Source organism: Sphingomonas sp. GCM10030256, assembly GCF_042666415.1.
GTDB lineage: Bacteria > Pseudomonadota > Alphaproteobacteria > Sphingomonadales > Sphingomonadaceae > Sphingomicrobium.
In genome coordinates, this window is sequence record NZ_JBHTDI010000001.1 from 1,153,999 (window position 1) to 1,169,288 (window position 15,290).

Here is a 15,290-nt window from a genome sequence, read left to right on the forward strand (position 1 = left end):
GCCGGGTGACGGGGCCGCCCAATGCGGCGGGCCTCGCCTTGTTGCTCATACAGGAGGACAAGACATGCGTACTGCTTTCGACTTCGCCCCGTTCCGCCGTTCCAGCGTGGGCTTCGACCGGCTGTTCGACATGCTGGAGAACAGCGCCACCGGCGGCAATACGGAGAACTACCCGCCGTTCGACCTCATCCAGGCGGATGAGAACAACTACCGGATCGAGATCGCCGTCGCGGGCTTCAAGCGCAACGAGATCGACATCACGGCCCATGAGAATTCGCTGATCATCCGCGGTGAAAAGTCCGAGGAGAACGGCAACAATTACGTCCACCGCGGGATCGCGACCCGCTCGTTCGAGCGCCGTTTCGCGCTTGCCGACCACATCAAGGTGACCGGCGCGGACATGGCCGACGGGATGCTGTCCATCCAGCTGGTCCGGGAAATCCCTGAAGCAATGAAGCCTCGCAAGATCGACATCGGCGGGGATCCCTCCAGGCCGGCAAAGGTGGAGCAGCCGACGATCGACGCAAAGGTTCACGAAACCGCCTAATCGTCTCGGCGGCGACTCGAAAGGGCTCCGGGAGTGCTCCCGGAGCCCTTTTTCATGCTTCCCGCAATGGCTTCAGACAACCGGCAGCAGAAACGGAGCGAGGGCGGCGGCACTGCTCAAGACGCCGCAAAGGATTGCGCTGAACAGGATGCCAAAGCTGGGGCGGCGGAGTTCGAAATGGATGTCGTTCATCGTCACAAGATCCTCTGATTGAAGGTCGAGTTACGCCGTTCTTCGCCGCTACCTCCCGCGAAGCCCTGCCGAGCATTGCTCTTGCTGAGGAGGTCCGTTTACGCCTTTTGCTCATTTGCCAAAATGACCGGATTGCCGGATGATTTGACCGAAACGCCGGAGAACGGTGGTGGACGTCGTTAGCGACATCCTGTCCTCCCTCCGCCTGACAGGCGGCATCGTGATCGACGCCGAGGCAAGCGGCGCCTGGTGCATGATGTCGCAGTTCGGCCCGGAGCATTGCGCGCCTTTCTTTCCCACGCCGGGCGATCTCATCGGCTATCATTACGTCCGTTGCGGGCGGCTGTGGGCCCAGGTCGAGGGCATGCCGGCGGCCGAAGCCCAGGCCGGTTCCGTCCTTCTGTTCCCGCGCAACGACCCGCACCTGTTGTTCAGCGAACCGGGGCGCGAGCCCGTCAACGCGAACGATCTCGTCACGCCGGCCCGAAGGGGAGAGCCCGCTCGGATCGTGATCGCGGGGGAGGGAAACAAGTGCTGCATCCATTGCGGCTTCCTCGGAGTGTCGGCGGCCCGCCACCCGCTGCTGGCCAGCTTGCCGTCGATGCTGGTGCTGCACGAGGATGATCGCGCGCGTGGAGAATGGCTCTCGACCTCCCTGCGCTTAGTGGCGAAGGAGCTGAACTCCAATCCCTTGGCGGTCGCACGGCTCGCCGAGCTTTTCTTCGCGGAGGCCATCCGCCGTTACATGGAGCAATTGCCAGCGGGGGAGGGCGGCTGGCTGGCGGGGCTCAAGGATCCCGCTGTCGCCAGGGCGCTGACCATGGTTCACTCGCGCTATGCAGAAGAGCTCGATGTCGACCAGATGGCACGCGAAGCGGGCGTGTCACGGACCGTGCTCGGAGAGCGCTTCGTAGAGCTGCTCGGCGAACCACCGATGAAATATTGCGCGCACTGGCGAATGCGAGTGGCGGCGAACCTGCTGCTCGAGGGCAAGGAAAGCACGGCCAACATCGCCTACGCCGTCGGTTTCCACTCGGAGGCCGCTTTCAACCGGGCGTTCAAACGGGAGTACGGGCAACCGCCCATAGCTTGGAAGCGGAGGCGCGAGGAGCAGGAGCGGGAGGCACGGAACCTCGCCGCCGGACGGCTGCCCGCCCAGCAGGTGCGCTTCTGCACAGCCCAGGACGGTACCCCGGCTCGCCTGGAGCCGCGTCGGCGAGGGGCCGGTCCTGGTAAAGACCGCCAATTGGATGAACCACATCGAGTACGACTGGAACAGCCCGATCTGGCGGCACTGGCTTCGTGAGCTGGTTCATGGTCACCAGCTGATCCGCTACGACGAGCGCGCCAACGGTCTGTCCGACTGGGACAGCGCCGACATCTCCTTCGAGGCGTTCGTCGACGATCTGGAAAACGTCGCCGATGCCGCCGGAGCCGAGCGTTTCGACCTGCTCGGCATCAGCCAGGGCGCCGCGGTGGCGATCGCTTATGCGGTGCGTCACCCGGACCGGGTCCGCAAGCTGCTGATCTGGGGCGGCTATGCGGCCGGGTGGAAGGCGCGCGGCTCGCCGGAGGAGGTCGCGCGCCGCGAAGCCATGCTGACCCTGACCGAGGTCGGCTGGGGCAGCGACAATCCGGCCTACCGCCACATGTTCACCGGCCTCTACATCCCGGGCGGGAGCCAGGAACAGGCGAGCTGGTTCGACGAGCTGCAGCGGGTTTCCACGTCGCCGGCCAACGCGGTCCGGCTGCAGCGCGCCCTGTCGCTGATCGACGTGCGCCACCTGCTCGGCCAAGTGAAGGTTCCAACGCTGATCATGCACGCGCGCGGCGACCAGGTCGTGCCCTTCTCCTGCGGTGAGGACCTGGCCCGCGGAATCCCGGGAGCGAAGTTCCTGCCCCTCGACGGCCGTAATCATATCCTGCTGGAGGACGAACCCGCTTGGCCGGCGTTCGTCCGTGCGGCACGGCAGTTCCTGGGCGACGGAACCGCCCTGGTGGCCGAGCCGCCGCGGGCGGAGGAGCGGACCGGTCAATTCCGCTCGGCCGACGGAACACTGGTCGGCTATGCGGCAACCGGCTACGGCTGGCCGATCGCCATGCCGGCGGTCTGGTACCATGATGTCGCCAGCGACTGCGCCAGTCCGGTGTGGCGCCATTGGCTGACCGAAGCGATGACCGATCGGCAGCTGATCCGTACCGACCTGCGCGGCTGGGGTCTGTCCGGTCCGCGCCACGGCGACTGGTCGCTCGAGGGGCTGATCGACGATTTCACCTGCGTGCTCGACGGGCTCGGTGTCGAGCAGTGCGACCTGATCGCCTTCGCGCATGGTTCGCTGGTGGCCCTTGCCGTCGCGGCTCGGCAGCCGGAGCGGGTCCGCAAGCTGGTCGTCGTCGGTGGCTATGCCCAGGGCTTCGGAGTGCGCGGCGATCCCCAGGAGATTGGCCGGCGCGAGAGCCTCACCGCCCTAGCGCGCAACTTCAAGGGGCGGGAGGACGCCACCTTCGCACAGATGCTCGGCGCGATGTACTGGCCCGGCGCGCGGGGCGAAACGGTGGACTGGCTCCGCGGGCGGCTGCAGGCGATCAACAGCCTGGACGAAGGCTTGCAGGAGGTGCTCCGGACGGCGGACCTGATGCCGGAACTGGGTCGGATCGCAGCGGACACCCTGTTCCTGCACAGCAAGGGCGACCGGATCATCAACCTTGCGTGCGCGCGGGAGGCTGCCGCTGCGATCCGCGCCGCCCGCCTGGTCGAGCTCGACAGCGAGAACCACCTGCTGATCGCGAGCGAGCCGGCCTGGGACGTCGCCCGCCGGGAGCTCCGGTCCTTCCTGTCGCGCGGTGCCGCGCTGCCGGCCGGGCAAGGCCGGCAGGCCGCAACGATCAATTAACGGACGCGCGGTCCCCCGAAAGGCAGTGGTGGGGGCGGCCGGCGGTCGCGGCGCGGCAGCTGCGCCTGGTAGGCGACGCCGCAATGCTGGACGCAGTAGGGGAAGCCGGGATTGGCCGGATTGCCGCAGAAGTGGAAGTCCGGCTCACCCGGGTGGCCCATCGGCCACTTGCAGATGCGGTCGTTCAGATCGAGCAGGCTGGTCTTGTTGGCCACCTCCGCGCTCGGCTTGGCCGGCACCAGCCGCCGCGGCGGGGCCGGGGGGATGGGCGCCTGTGTGTCGCCAGGGCCTTGCCGGATAAAGCCGCCGGGGCCGACCGAGCGATACTGCATGGTGCCTTCGCCCGCCTTCGGCTGCTGCTGGGCACCACGCTGCTGATGCTGCTGCTGCGGCGACGGCATCGGCGCCGCCACTTCCAGCACGGAGGCGATGGCCGGCTTTTCCTTCACCCGGTCCTTGGCAATGTCCGGGGCCGGAGTCGCCTCGGCTTTTGCAGGAGGTTCTGAGCGCGAAACGGGTGCATCGGCGCGCGGTGCCGGGGCGGCCTTGTCTTCGCCCGCCTTTACCGGGGACGGGCGGGCTTCCAGGCCCAACCGGTGAGCCTTGCCAATCACCGCGTTCCGGCTGACGCCGCCAAGCTCCTCGGCGATCTGGCTGGCGGTCGCGCCTTCGGCCCACCGCGCCTTCAACCGCTCGATCCGCTCTTCCGTCCAGGACATCCTAGTTCCTCTTTTCGCGCCTGCCACGCTGCAGCACGCCGCTGTTGCGACCTTCGGCCGTAGCCGATAGGCGCTTTGCCTGTGAACAACCAGCCTTCCAAGAACGCCCCATGGGCCACCGGAACCCCGCCGGGCGAGGTCCGTCTCCACGGGATCAACTGGGGAGGGCTGAAGACCCTCTATATCAAGGAGGTGCGCCGTTTCTTCAAGGTCCAGACACAGACCGTATGGGCCCCGGCCGTCACCACCCTGCTGTTCCTGGTGATTTTCACCGTGGCTTTGGGCGGGGCCAGGCGGGAAGTCATGGGCGTCCCCTTCGCCGACTTCATCGCCCCCGGCCTGATCGTCATGGCGATGATCCAGAATGCCTTCGCGAACTCCAGCTTTTCGCTGCTGGTCGGCAAGATTCAGGGCACGATCGTCGATTATCTGATGCCGCCATTGTCCCCTGGCGAGCTGATCGCAGGGCTGGTCGCAGCGGCCGTGACGCGGGCCTTTCTGGTCGGTGGTGCGGTCTGGCTCGCCTGCGCCTTGTGGCCGGGGGTGCATGTCGCCGTTCAGCACCCGCTCACCGCGCTCTGGTTCGGGCTGATGGGCGCGCTTATGCTGAGCTTCCTCGGCCTGATGACCTCGATCTGGGCGGAGAAGTTCGACCATGCCGCGGCAATCACCAACTTTGTCGTCGCGCCCCTCTCGCTGCTGTCAGGCACCTTCTATTCGGTGGATGCGCTGTCGCCGCTGTTCCGGGCGGTGAGCCACGCCAACCCGTTCTTCTACGTCATCTCGGGCTTCCGCTACGGCTTCCTGCGCGAGGCTGACTCGCCGGTGCTGTTCGGCGCCGGCCTGCTGCTGGTGCTCAACCTGGTCCTGTTCGGGGCCTGCTACGGGCTCCTGCGCAGCGGCTGGAAGATAAAGAACTGACGGGCTCGTTCCGTGCGTTGCGCTTAACCATTGTGAACTGCCGATAACGGCAGCGTTCAGGCTCGCCTCAAGGGGTGATTCGTAGAAGAAGCGCATCAACGCTCGAAAGGAGAGTGTCATGCGTAAGTTTCTGATCGCTGCCGCAGTCGCCACCACCGCCCTGACTGCTGCCGCGCCTGCATCGGCCCAGTATTACCCGCAGCCCCAGCAGCCTTACGGCTATGGCTACAACTATCAGAATCAGCACGGTTTGGTTCGCAGCTACATCGTACGGGCGGACCAGCTGCGCCATCGTGTAGACCGGCTCGACAACCGGGACCGGATCACCGAGCGCGAGGCTCGCCGCCTGCGGGAGGATGCACGCGAGCTGCAGGCCCGGGTTCGGGATTATGCCCGCAACGGCCTGAGCTTCCGGGAGCGCCAGGACCTCGACTATCGCTTTGCGCGGCTGCAGGATCGCCTCCGTCGCGACGTTCGCGACGGGCGGGACGGCCGCTGGCAGGATGGCTACGGACGTGACCGCGACCGTGATGGCGTCCGGGACGGCCGCGATGGTTGGATCGACCGTGACCGTGACGGCATGGACGACCGCCGCGAAGACGACCGCGGCCGCTACCCTGGCTAAGCGGTTGGTCTAAAGGGATTGGCGCTCCGGGCAACCGGGGCGCCTTTTCTTTTCGCCACCTCCCCGGCTATAGCTCGCCTGGCGACGGAGACCGCTCGCGACAACCCAAATCAGCAAAAGGACGCCCCATGGCCATCACCCCGCTCATGCCCGTTTATCCGCGGAGCGAAGTGCGGCCGGTGAAGGGGGAGGGCGCCTACCTGATCGGCGAAGGGGGCGAGCGCTATCTCGATTTTGCCAGCGGCATCGCGGTCAACCTGCTCGGACACAGCCACCCGCACCTGATCGGGGCGATCCAGAAGCAGGCCGAGACGCTAATGCACGTCTCCAATCTGTACGGCTCGCCGCAGGGCGAGGCGCTGGCCAAGCGCCTGACCGAGCTGACCTTTGCCGATACCGTCTTCTTTACCAATTCGGGTGCCGAAGCCGTGGAATGCGCGATCAAGACGGCTCGCCGCTACCACCATGTTCACGGCAATCCGCACAAGAATGTGCTGATCACCTTTTCCAACGCGTTCCACGGTCGGACGATGGCCACGATCAGCGCCACCGACCAGACCAAGCTGCGCGACGGCTTCGCTCCGCTGCTTGAAGGGTTCGAGGTCGTCGAGTTCGACAATCTCGAGGCCGCTCGCGCTGCTGTCGGGCCGAACACCGCCGGCTTCCTGGTCGAGCCGGTCCAGGGCGAGGGCGGTATTCGCCCTGCCTCGCCTGAGTTCATGAAGGGCCTGCGGGCAATCTGCGACGAGAACGACCTGATGCTGGTGTTGGACGAAGTGCAGTGCGGCGTTGCCCGCACCGGCGCTCTCTACGCCCATGAGCATTACGGCATCACGCCGGACATCATGGCCTCCGCCAAGGGCATCGGCGGCGGCTTTCCCCTGGGTGCGTGCCTGGCGACCGAGAAGGCAGCGGTTGGCATGGTGATCGGGACGCATGGGTCGACCTACGGCGGCAATCCGCTGGCGATGGCGGCCGGTGGCGCGGTGCTGGATGTCGTCGCGTCGCCCGAGTTCCTGGCGCAGGTCCGCGAAACCGGTGAGCGGCTGCGCGCCGCGCTGGAGCAGATGATGCCCAACCACGATCATCTGTTCGATAGCGTCCGCGGCCTCGGGCTGATGCTGGGGATCAAGATGAAGACCGATAGCCGGGCGTTCGTGGGCTACCTGCGCACCCGGGGCATCCTGACGGTCGCCGCCGGCGACAACGTCGTGCGCGTCTTGCCGCCGCTGATCATCGACGAGCAGCATATCCGCGAGTTCGTGGACGGGCTTAGTGCCGCAGCGTCGGAGTATGAGGTGCCGGCCGCCGCGGCCTGAACCGGAAGACGAGTTGCAGGTCGGGGCGCCGATTCCTATCTCGCGCCCGATGCTCCAGAACAACCTGACCCTCGACGTCGCGCTTGGCGTGACGATTCCACTGCGCCATGCGCGAGGTCGCGTGGTGCGCGTCGGCCCGGCGCTCGATGCGATCCTCGCCAACCACAACTACCCGGCGCCGCTCGAAAGGATGCTGGCGGAAGCGCTCGCGCTAACGGCGCTGCTCGGGTCCTTGCTCAAGGATCCGAACGGCCAACTCACCCTCCAGGCCCAGACCAAGGGCGGCATCGTCGATCTGCTGGTCTGCGATTACCTGGGCGGGGAGCTGCGTGGCTACGTGCGCCATGATCCGGCCGCGCTGGCCGACTCGCCGCGCGATCCGTCGCTGCGCTCGCTGTTCGGCGATGGCTATCTGGCCATTACCTTCGACCAGCCGGCCACCGACGAGCGCTACCAGGGGATCGTTCCGCTGGAGGGTGAAAGCCTGGCTGAGGCAGCCCAGTCCTATTTCGCCCAGTCGGAGCAGATTCCCAGCATCGTTCGGCTGGCCGCGCGCAGGACGGAAGGCGGTTGGACGGCCGGCGGCCTGCTATTCCAGCATCTCCCGGAAGGTGAGGAAGGGCGCGAGCGCTTGCATACCCGCATGGACCATCCGGAGTGGGACCATGTCGCCGTGCTTGCCGGCTCGATCCGTGCGGAGGAACTCACCGATCCCACCCTGCCGCTCGACGATCTGGCCTGGCGCCTGTTTCACGAGGAAGGGGAGGTGCGGATGCTGGCTCCCGTTTCGCTTGATCGGGGGTGCCGCTGCGATCCGGAGTACGTGCGGTCGGTGATCGCCCGTTTCCCGGTCGAGGAGCGCGCGGAGATGGCCGATGAGGAAGGCGTGATCCGCGTCAACTGCGAGTTTTGCGCGACCAGCTTTCCGATCAACTTCGATTAATCCACTTGTGATAATGGGCGCTGCATGACCGGTCGGGTCGCGAAATCCAGTGTGGCAGCGTCAGCGGCGATCGTGTTGATCGCCGCCGGAGCGCCGCTGGCGTTGCGCGGAGTCGAAGGCGGCCGCTGGGAAATCAGCCGCTCGGCGTCCGGTGCCGGAGCGTCGCGTTTGTGCGTAGCCGATGTCACCGCACTCGCCCAGTACGAGCATCGCGGCCAAGCCTGCACCCGCATGGTTCTGTCGGACAAGGGCGACGAGACCGTCATCCACTACACCTGCCCGGCGGGCGACTTCGGACGCACCAGCATCACCGTGATCACCCCGCGGAGCCTTCGCCTCAAGACGCACGGTATCCATGGGCGCGGACCGTTCGACTATACACTTTATGCCCGCCGCGTCGGAAATTGCCCGTCTCATTAAGGCCACGTTTACCAAACAGTGGGTAGAAAGATCGGGTGTCTTCGACGAGACACGCTTTCCTCCCTATCGGGCATCCCCCGAAACCTGGGCCGTTCCGACGAAAGCCGGTGCGGCCCTTCTTTTTGCATTGCCCCTTTGCTAGCGCCCGCCCGCCATGAACCACCCCCACCGCAATGCCGTGGTCCTGCTTTCAGGCGGGCTCGACTCGATGGTCTGCGCCGCCCTAGCGCGCGAAGCCGGCTTCGGCGTGCTCGCGCTGACCGTCGACTATAACCAGCGGCACCGCGTCGAGCTGGAAGCGGCGAGACGGATCGCGGCTGAACTGGCCGATCGCCACATCGTCCTGCCGCTCGACCTCACCGCCTTCGGCGGATCGGCGCTGACCAGCGATGTTGCCGTGCCGAAGGGAGGGGTGGAGGCAGGCATCCCCGTGACCTACGTGCCGGCCCGCAATACCATCTTCCTCAGCCTCGCGCTGGGCTGGGCTGAGGCCGCCGGAGCCCGCGACCTGTTCGTCGGCGTCAACGCGCTCGATTACTCCGGCTACCCCGATTGCCGGCCCGAGTTCATCGCCGCCTTCGAGGATCTTGCCAATCGGGCGACCAAGGCCGGATCGGAAGGGGAACGCTTCACCGTCCATGCGCCGCTGCAGGAGATGAGCAAGGCCGATATTGCTCGCGAGGCGGCCCGGCTCGGGCTGGACGCGGCGATAAGCCACAGCTGCTACGACCCGGCCGCGGACGGCGGGGCATGCGGGCTGTGCGACGCCTGCCGGCTGCGAGCCAAGGGCTTCGCGGAGGCGGGCCTGCCCGATCCGACGCGCTACACGGTTCCATGACCTACGCCGTCAAGGAAAGCTTCCTCACCCTCCAGGGCGAGGGGGTGCAGGCCGGAAGCCGGGCGGTGTTCCTGCGCTTTGCCGGCTGCAACTTGTGGAGCGGGCGAGAAGAAGACCGCGCCGTGGCGCAATGCCGCTTCTGCGATACCGACTTTGTCGGCACCGACGGCGTTGGCGGGGGCAAGTTCCGCTCGCCGGAGGAGCTTGCGGCCCATGTCGAGCGCGTGTGGGCCGGCGGACCCGAGCGGCGGCTGGTGGTGATCACCGGCGGAGAGCCGATGCTTCAGCTCGACACGCCGCTGATCGATGCGCTGCATGCCCGGGGCTTTCGGGTGGCGGTGGAAAGCAACGGGACGCTGCCTGCGGTGCCGGGGATCGACTGGTTGTGCATCAGCCCCAAGGCCGGCACGCAAGTGGTTCAGCGCTCGGGCGATGAGCTGAAGCTGGTATGGCCGCAGGAGGGCCTCGACCCGGCGGCCCTGGAGCAATGGGAGTTCGCCCACTTCCTGGTGCAGCCAAAGGATTGCGTCGAGCGTGAGCAGGCGGTCCGAGCGGCAATTGCACTGGCGATGCAGCGGCCGCTGTGGCGGCTGACGTTGCAGGCTCACAAGGTCGTGGGACTGGCCTGACGCCCGGGTCAGCGGGCCGTGTTTGACTCGGCGGTGTTGGTCTCGTCGAGTTCGTTCAACAGGTCGGCTTCGTTCATCGTGAACTCGACGTCGGCTGCCATGTTAGCCGAATCGTTGGTCGCGGCATCGATGGCGGTCACGTCGTTGCCGCGCAGCCCTTCCGACACGACGGCGCCATCCGCAGTAGCGACATTGGCCGCCTGGTCGTCCCTGCAGGCACCAAGCAACAGAGCGCAGGTGAGGAGGATCGGAAGTCGCATTCTTGGCCGGTATCCTGGTCCAAATGGAAAGGGGCCGCCGGTGTCCGACAGCCCCCCAACAAACGCCAACGCCCCCGACAATCGGGGGCGTTGAAGGCATTACATGCCGTTGGCGAGGTTGGTGTCGGGTTCGTTCGACATCATGTCGTTCGCCATCATGTTGGCGGTGGTGTCGTTCGCCATCATGTTCATGTCGGCACCGTTCATGGTCATGTTGGCGTCCATCATGTTCATGTCGGTCGCGTTCATGTCGGTCATGAGGGTGTTGTCAGTCGCCAGCATGTTGGCGTCTTCCATGTTGTTCGCGGCTTCGTTGCTGCTGCAAGCCGAAACCGCCAGGGCCGCACCAGCGACCAGGATAAGAGCACGCATTCAAAACTCCCTTGAAAAATCGATCTGGCGTGGCTGTTCCACGTCGCAAATCGCCGGCACAATAGTGTTCAACGCACACGCCCTCAAGGGGCAATGTCCTTGCCGACTATTTCCGCAAGGAAATCAGGACATTTGCGCTTCAACGCTTGGTCGAGTTCAGCTGTTCCCAGCCCGTTTCCTAGCGCGCGCAGGCTCGTCACTCCATGAGTTGCGATTCCACACGGGACAATGCCTCCAAAATGAGAAAGATCCGGCTGCACGTTGACTGAGAAGCCATGCAAGGTGACCCAGCGGCGGACCCGCACCCCGATCGCCGCGATCTTGGCTTCGGCCGGTCCTTCGCCGACCCATATGCCGATCCGCCCGGGCGACCGGTGAGCGGACACGCCCAGCTCGGCGAGCGCGGCGATCATCCAACCTTCCAGGGCATGGACGAACCGGCGGATGTCCTTGCCGCGCCTCTCCAGGTCCAGCATCAGATAGCCGACCCGCTGCCCCGGGCCATGGTAGGTGTAGCGCCCGCCGCGCCCGGCTTCGAACACCGGAAAGCCCAGCGGGTTGAACAGCTCGGCCGGATCCGCGCTGGTGCCGGCGGTAAACAGCGGCGGATGCTCCAGCAGCCAGATGCATTCGGGCGCGCCGTTGTCGCGGATCGCCGCGGCCCGCTGCTCCATGAAGGCCAGCGCGTCGGGGTAGGGCACCAGCCCGTCACTTGTCCGCCACTCGATGTCCGTGTCGCTCACCGTTCCGCCATGCCGCGCAGCACCTGCAACCGCAAGGATTGCCAGCGAAGGGGAGGCTCCCCATAAGCCGCCGCAAAGGAGAGACGAGCAGATGGCGGCCTTGTCGATTTCGCGGGCATGGGACGAGACCAAGGCGGTGCTGAAAAGCGACGGCAAGCTGTTCGTGCCGCTGGTGCTGGCTTTCATGGTCCTGCCTGGAGTGCTGGTCGGTCTGGCTCGGCCCCGCCTGGGCAGCGCGGAGGACGGTTCGGGCACGGCACTGTTGATCATGGTCGGAGTGTCGCTGATTGCTTTGGTTGGGCAGCTTGCGGTGCAATGGCTGACCGTTCGGCCCGGGGCGCGGGTGGCCGATTCCCTTCGCCAAGGCGCCCGAGCCACTCCTTGGGTGTTCCTGGCCATCATGCTGCTGGTCATCCCCTTGTCGATCGTGGCGGCCCCTTTCGCGGCTCCGCTGGTGACAGGCGCCGACGAAGCAGCCCAGGCGCGGGCCGCTCTGTTCATCCTGCTTATCCTCGCCGTTGCGCTGATCGCGCTGGTCCGATTCACCACGGTCGGCCCGGCAGCGGTTGCCGAGCGCCTGGGACCCGTTGCCATGCTGCGGCGGAGCTGGACGCTGACCAAGGGCAGCACCGTCAAGCTCTACGGCTTGTTCATCCTGTTCCTGCTGGTGCTTCTGCTGGTCAACTGGGCGGCGATGGCGTCGCTCGGGTCGGTCATCTTGCTGGCGTTCGGCCAGCCGGAGCCGTGGAGCGTGTCCGCCCTGCTGCTAGCTCTGGTCGCGCAACTGGCGCAGGTCGCGGTGACCCTGCCGATGGCGGTTCTCCTGGCCCGGATCTATGCGCAGCTGGCCGGGGTGGGCGCGGTCGAAACTTCGGTCCCGCACGCACCCTGAGCTACTTCCAGCGCGCGAGCGGCGGCAGGCTCATCAGGATCGCGTCGATGTTGCCGCCGGTCTTGAGCCCGAACAGGGTTCCGCGATCGTAGAGCAGGTTGAACTCGACGTACCGCCCGCGGAACTCGAGCAGCCGCTCCATCTCGGCATCGGAGTAGGGGGTATCCATCCGCCTGCGGACGATCTGCGGGAAGATATCGAGAAAGGCCTCGCCGACGTCTCGGGTGAAGGCGAAATGCTCGTCGAAATGCCCTTCCAGCCGGTCGTAGAAGATACCGCCCACCCCGCGCGCGACGTTGCGATGGGGTAGCCAGAAATACTCCTCCGCCCATTTGGAGAACCGCGGGTAGAAGGTCGGATCGTGGGCTGCGCAGGCGGCGCGCAGCCGCGCGTGGAACGCCTCCCGGTCGTCGTCGTAGGGGATCGCCGGGTTCAGGTCGGCTCCGCCCCCGAACCAGCGCCGGGTGGTGGTCAGGAAGCGGGTGTTCATGTGCACGGCGGGGACGTGCGGATTGGCCATGTGGGCAACCAGGCTGATCCCGGTCGCGAAGAAGCTCGGGTCCTCTTCGGCGCCGGGGATTGCCTTGGCGAACTCCTGGCTGAAACGACCGCCAACGGTGGACACGTTCACGCCCACCTTCTCGAACACCTTGCCGGTCATCTGCCCGCGAACGCCACCGCCGCCGGGCTCGCCGCTCTCGTCCGTGCGGTCCCACGGCGTGAAGGTGAAAGAAGCCTGGCTGCCGGCCTCGCGCTCGATAGCTTCGAACGCGGCACAGATTCGATCGCGGAGGTCTTCGAACCAGGCCCGGGTGGCGGTTTGCTGATCGTCGAGAGGTTGCATGCCCCTTGCCTACCGTTGGCGCGGGCCACTGGCCATGGGACAGATTGTCTCAAGCTGAACGGCAGCAAAATGTCAGTTGGCAAAGAGCGCTTCCGCCGTCTATCAGGCGCGCCAATCCGCTCCGGGGGCGACCCATGGGCGGCTTTCGTCATAGGCGGTCCGCTGTCCCGGCCCGCCACCACGACAGAAGCGTCAAAGGTTAAGCATGGCCACTGTGGAACAAACCCAACCGATGATGCCGGGCGAACCGGTTGAGGACACGGTCGGTGGGGACGGGGTTCGCCGCCGCGACTTCATCAACATCGCCGCGGTCAGCTTCGCGGGAGTAGGCGGCGCCATCGCGGTGCTTCCTCTGGTCAGCCAGATGAGCCCCTCGGCAGATGTGCTGGCGCAGGCCTCGACCGAGGTCGACATCTCCAAAATCCAGCCTGGGCAGGGCATCAAGACCGTCTGGCGCAAGCAGCCGGTCTTCATTCGCAACCTCACTCCCAAGGAGATTGCGGAGGCCAATGCGGTGCCGGTGGGCGAACTGCGCGATCCGCAGTCGCTTGCCGACCGGACCAAGCCGGGCAAGCAGAACTGGCTGGTGACGCTGGGCGTCTGCACTCACCTGGGCTGCGTCCCGCTCGGCATTGGCGAAGGTGAGAACAAGGGCGCTTACGGCGGCTATTTCTGCCCGTGCCACGGCTCGCACTATGACACGGCGGCACGCATCCGGAAGGGTCCGGCGCCAACCAACCTGCTGGTGCCGGAGTATGAATTCGCGTCCGACACGGTCGTCCGGATCGGTTGAGCCCAAAGAGACTTAGGAAAGACCAAGCGATGAGCTTTGCCTGGGCCAAGCCCTACGAACCCAAGTCCTCGTTCATGCAGTGGCTGGATGAGCGCCTCCCGCTCCCCAGGCTCGTCTATGGCGCGATCGGCGGCGGCTACCCGGTGCCGCGCAACCTAAACTATTTCTGGAACTTCGGTGTTCTTGCCGGCCTGGCCCTGATGATCCAGATCATCACCGGCATTGTGCTAGCGATGCATTATTACAGCTACGCCGGCGGAGCGTTCGAGAGCGTCGAGAAGACCATTATGCGCGATGTCAGCGCGGGCTGGCTGCTGCGCTACGTCCACCAGAACGGCGCGAGCTTCTTCTTCGTGGTCGTCTACATCCACATCTTCCGCGGGCTGTACTTCGGCTCGTACAAGGCGCCGCGTGAGATGGTCTGGATGCTCGGCCTGGTCATCTACCTGCTGATGATGGCAACCGCATTCATGGGCTACGTCCTGCCGTGGGGCCAGATGAGCTTCTGGGGCGCGCAGGTCATCACCGGCTTCTTCTCGGCGATTCCGCTCGTCGGAGAGCCCATCCGCGTTTGGCTGCTCGGCGGCTATGCGCCGGACCAGGCCGCACTGACCCGCTTCTTCTCGCTGCACTACCTGTTGCCGTTCGTGATCGCGGGCGTGGTGATCCTGCACATCTGGGCGCTGCACATCCCGGGATCGGGCAATCCCACGGGTGTCGACGTAAAGGACGAGAAGGACACGCTGCCGTTCCACCCGTTCTACACGGCCAAGGACGGCTTCGGCGTCGGCGTCGCGCTGCTCCTCTTCTCGATCTTCATCTTCTTCCTGCCCTACAGCCTGGGCCATCCGGACAATTACATCGAGGCGAACCCGCTGGTGACCCCGGCGCACATCGTCCCGGAATGGTATTTCTGGCCGTTCTACGCGATCCTGCGCGCCTTCACCGTGGACTTCATCCTGCCGGCGAAGCTGTGGGGCGTGCTGGCGATGTTCAGCTCCATCCTGCTGCTGTTCTTCCTGCCCTGGCTCGACCGATCGCCGGTCCGCTCGGGCAATTACCGGCCGTTGTTCAAGATCTTCTTCTGGATCCTGGTCGCCGACGTGGCCCTGCTCGGAATGTGCGGCGTGATGCCGGCCGAGCAGCCGTGGGTGGCGCTCAGCCAGCTCGCCGCGGCTTACTATTTCGCGCACTTCCTGATCATCCTGCCGCTGATCTCCAAGTTCGAGCGGCCGCTGCCGATGCCGAACTCCATCTCGGAGTCCGTGCTTCACGGAGAATCAGAGGAAAGCGCGCCCTACGGCCTCGCCAAAACCGCGCCTGCGGCCGCTGAATAAAG

The 15,290-nt window shown here is 65.8% G+C and carries 18 protein-coding genes; 13 read left to right on the forward strand and 5 right to left on the reverse strand.

Annotated elements, in window-relative coordinates; all coding sequences use genetic code 11:
* The first annotated feature begins 64 nt into the window (after window positions 1-64).
* The 3 genes from ACFQPG_RS05705 to ACFQPG_RS05715 all read left to right on the forward strand — a co-directional run bounded on the left by ACFQPG_RS05705 (window position 65) and on the right by ACFQPG_RS05715 (window position 3,633).
* The gene (locus tag ACFQPG_RS05705) at window positions 65-547 is read left to right on the forward strand and encodes an Hsp20 family protein (RefSeq protein WP_380810889.1); all 483 of its coding nucleotides are present in this window, start codon (window positions 65-67) and stop codon (window positions 545-547) included.
* Window positions 548-908: 361 nt separating this feature from the next.
* Window positions 909-2,045: a cupin domain-containing protein gene (locus ACFQPG_RS05710; protein ID WP_380810891.1), complete on the forward strand. Its 1,137-nt coding sequence runs from the start codon at window positions 909-911 to the stop codon at window positions 2,043-2,045.
* Window positions 1,990-3,633 (forward strand): alpha/beta fold hydrolase, encoded by a 1,644-nt coding sequence (locus tag ACFQPG_RS05715; RefSeq protein ID WP_380810893.1) that lies wholly within the window; start codon window positions 1,990-1,992, stop codon window positions 3,631-3,633. The genes ACFQPG_RS05710 and ACFQPG_RS05715 overlap by 56 nt, the downstream gene beginning before the upstream one ends.
* Here ACFQPG_RS05715 and ACFQPG_RS05720 read toward each other — a convergent pair.
* The gene (locus tag ACFQPG_RS05720) at window positions 3,630-4,352 is read right to left on the reverse strand and encodes a GcrA family cell cycle regulator (RefSeq protein ID WP_380810895.1); all 723 of its coding nucleotides are present in this window, start codon (window positions 4,350-4,352) and stop codon (window positions 3,630-3,632) included. The two genes, ACFQPG_RS05715 and ACFQPG_RS05720, sit on opposite strands and share 4 nt — an antisense overlap.
* An 81-nt stretch (window positions 4,353-4,433) precedes the next feature.
* On the opposite strand from ACFQPG_RS05720, the gene ACFQPG_RS05725 reads away from it, so the two are divergent.
* The 7 genes from ACFQPG_RS05725 to queE all read left to right on the forward strand — a co-directional run bounded on the left by ACFQPG_RS05725 (window position 4,434) and on the right by queE (window position 10,047).
* Window positions 4,434-5,273: an ABC transporter permease gene (locus ACFQPG_RS05725; RefSeq protein WP_380810897.1), complete on the forward strand. Its 840-nt coding sequence runs from the start codon at window positions 4,434-4,436 to the stop codon at window positions 5,271-5,273.
* 118 nt (window positions 5,274-5,391) lie between these two features.
* Window positions 5,392-5,898, forward strand: a complete 507-nt coding sequence (locus ACFQPG_RS05730; RefSeq protein ID WP_380810899.1) for a hypothetical protein — start codon at window positions 5,392-5,394, stop codon at window positions 5,896-5,898.
* A gap of 128 nt (window positions 5,899-6,026) precedes the next feature.
* A complete protein-coding gene (locus tag ACFQPG_RS05735) occupies window positions 6,027-7,217 on the forward strand; it encodes an aspartate aminotransferase family protein (RefSeq protein ID WP_380810901.1) in 1,191 nt (396 codons plus the stop codon).
* A 49-nt stretch (window positions 7,218-7,266) separates the two neighbouring features.
* A complete protein-coding gene (locus tag ACFQPG_RS05740; RefSeq protein WP_380810903.1) occupies window positions 7,267-8,160 on the forward strand; it encodes an Hsp33 family molecular chaperone HslO in 894 nt (297 codons plus the stop codon).
* 24 nt (window positions 8,161-8,184) lie between these two features.
* On the forward strand, window positions 8,185-8,580 hold the full coding sequence (locus tag ACFQPG_RS05745; RefSeq protein WP_380810905.1) for a DUF3617 domain-containing protein: 396 nt from the start codon (window positions 8,185-8,187) through the stop codon (window positions 8,578-8,580).
* 154 nt (window positions 8,581-8,734) lie between these two features.
* Window positions 8,735-9,418, forward strand: coding sequence for a 7-cyano-7-deazaguanine synthase QueC (gene queC / locus ACFQPG_RS05750; RefSeq protein WP_380810907.1), 684 nt, complete (start codon window positions 8,735-8,737; stop codon window positions 9,416-9,418).
* Window positions 9,415-10,047, forward strand: a complete 633-nt coding sequence (gene queE / locus ACFQPG_RS05755; protein ID WP_380810909.1) for a 7-carboxy-7-deazaguanine synthase — start codon at window positions 9,415-9,417, stop codon at window positions 10,045-10,047. Before queC ends, queE begins: the two co-directional genes overlap by 4 nt.
* 8 nt (window positions 10,048-10,055) lie before the next feature.
* Here the strand turns inward: queE and ACFQPG_RS05760 are convergent, their stop codons facing one another.
* The 3 genes from ACFQPG_RS05760 to lipB all read right to left on the reverse strand — a co-directional run bounded on the left by ACFQPG_RS05760 (window position 10,056) and on the right by lipB (window position 11,422).
* Window positions 10,056-10,307: a hypothetical protein gene (locus ACFQPG_RS05760; protein ID WP_380810911.1), complete on the reverse strand. Its 252-nt coding sequence runs from the start codon at window positions 10,305-10,307 to the stop codon at window positions 10,056-10,058.
* Between the two features lie 99 nt (window positions 10,308-10,406).
* Window positions 10,407-10,679: a hypothetical protein gene (locus tag ACFQPG_RS05765; protein ID WP_380810913.1), complete on the reverse strand. Its 273-nt coding sequence runs from the start codon at window positions 10,677-10,679 to the stop codon at window positions 10,407-10,409.
* Between the two features lie 83 nt (window positions 10,680-10,762).
* Window positions 10,763-11,422 (reverse strand): lipoyl(octanoyl) transferase LipB, encoded by a 660-nt coding sequence (gene lipB, locus ACFQPG_RS05770; RefSeq protein ID WP_380810915.1) that lies wholly within the window; start codon window positions 11,420-11,422, stop codon window positions 10,763-10,765.
* A 91-nt stretch (window positions 11,423-11,513) separates the two neighbouring features.
* On the opposite strand from lipB, the gene ACFQPG_RS05775 reads away from it, so the two are divergent.
* Window positions 11,514-12,314 (forward strand): hypothetical protein, encoded by an 801-nt coding sequence (locus tag ACFQPG_RS05775; RefSeq protein WP_380810917.1) that lies wholly within the window; start codon window positions 11,514-11,516, stop codon window positions 12,312-12,314.
* A 1-nt stretch (window position 12,315) separates the two neighbouring features.
* Here ACFQPG_RS05775 and hemF read toward each other — a convergent pair whose 3' ends face one another.
* Entirely contained in the window at window positions 12,316-13,158 is an 843-nt protein-coding gene (gene hemF, locus ACFQPG_RS05780; protein WP_380810919.1) for an oxygen-dependent coproporphyrinogen oxidase, read from the reverse strand.
* A gap of 235 nt (window positions 13,159-13,393) precedes the next feature.
* On the opposite strand from hemF, the gene petA reads away from it, so the two are divergent.
* Window positions 13,394-13,951, forward strand: coding sequence for a ubiquinol-cytochrome c reductase iron-sulfur subunit (gene petA / locus ACFQPG_RS05785; protein WP_380811725.1), 558 nt, complete (start codon window positions 13,394-13,396; stop codon window positions 13,949-13,951).
* Window positions 13,952-13,980: 29 nt separating this feature from the next.
* The gene (locus ACFQPG_RS05790; RefSeq protein ID WP_380810921.1) at window positions 13,981-15,288 is read left to right on the forward strand and encodes a cytochrome bc complex cytochrome b subunit; all 1,308 of its coding nucleotides are present in this window, start codon (window positions 13,981-13,983) and stop codon (window positions 15,286-15,288) included.
* Window positions 15,289-15,290: the final 2 nt, after the last annotated feature.

Bases quoted from the DNA above. Each gene is read 5' to 3' on its own strand.
- ACFQPG_RS05720 (WP_380810895.1), bottom strand. From the start codon at position 4,352: ATGTCCTGGACGGAAGAGCGGATCGAGCGGTTGAAGGCGCGGTGGGCC.
- ACFQPG_RS05760 (WP_380810911.1), bottom strand. From the start codon at position 10,307: ATGCGACTTCCGATCCTCCTCACCTGCGCTCTGTTGCTTGGTGCCTGC.
- ACFQPG_RS05765 (WP_380810913.1), bottom strand. From the start codon at position 10,679: ATGCGTGCTCTTATCCTGGTCGCTGGTGCGGCCCTGGCGGTTTCGGCT.
- ACFQPG_RS05790 (WP_380810921.1), top strand. From the start codon at position 13,981: ATGAGCTTTGCCTGGGCCAAGCCCTACGAACCCAAGTCCTCGTTCATG.
- hemF (WP_380810919.1), bottom strand. From the start codon at position 13,158: ATGCAACCTCTCGACGATCAGCAAACCGCCACCCGGGCCTGGTTCGAA.
- ACFQPG_RS05745 (WP_380810905.1), top strand. From the start codon at position 8,185: ATGACCGGTCGGGTCGCGAAATCCAGTGTGGCAGCGTCAGCGGCGATC.
- ACFQPG_RS05735 (WP_380810901.1), top strand. From the start codon at position 6,027: ATGGCCATCACCCCGCTCATGCCCGTTTATCCGCGGAGCGAAGTGCGG.
- ACFQPG_RS05775 (WP_380810917.1), top strand. From the start codon at position 11,514: ATGGCGGCCTTGTCGATTTCGCGGGCATGGGACGAGACCAAGGCGGTG.
- ACFQPG_RS05705 (WP_380810889.1), top strand. From the start codon at position 65: ATGCGTACTGCTTTCGACTTCGCCCCGTTCCGCCGTTCCAGCGTGGGC.
- petA (WP_380811725.1), top strand. From the start codon at position 13,394: ATGCCGGGCGAACCGGTTGAGGACACGGTCGGTGGGGACGGGGTTCGC.
- queE (WP_380810909.1), top strand. From the start codon at position 9,415: ATGACCTACGCCGTCAAGGAAAGCTTCCTCACCCTCCAGGGCGAGGGG.
- ACFQPG_RS05740 (WP_380810903.1), top strand. From the start codon at position 7,267: ATGCTCCAGAACAACCTGACCCTCGACGTCGCGCTTGGCGTGACGATT.
- queC (WP_380810907.1), top strand. From the start codon at position 8,735: ATGAACCACCCCCACCGCAATGCCGTGGTCCTGCTTTCAGGCGGGCTC.
- ACFQPG_RS05730 (WP_380810899.1), top strand. From the start codon at position 5,392: ATGCGTAAGTTTCTGATCGCTGCCGCAGTCGCCACCACCGCCCTGACT.
- ACFQPG_RS05715 (WP_380810893.1), top strand. From the start codon at position 1,990: ATGAACCACATCGAGTACGACTGGAACAGCCCGATCTGGCGGCACTGG.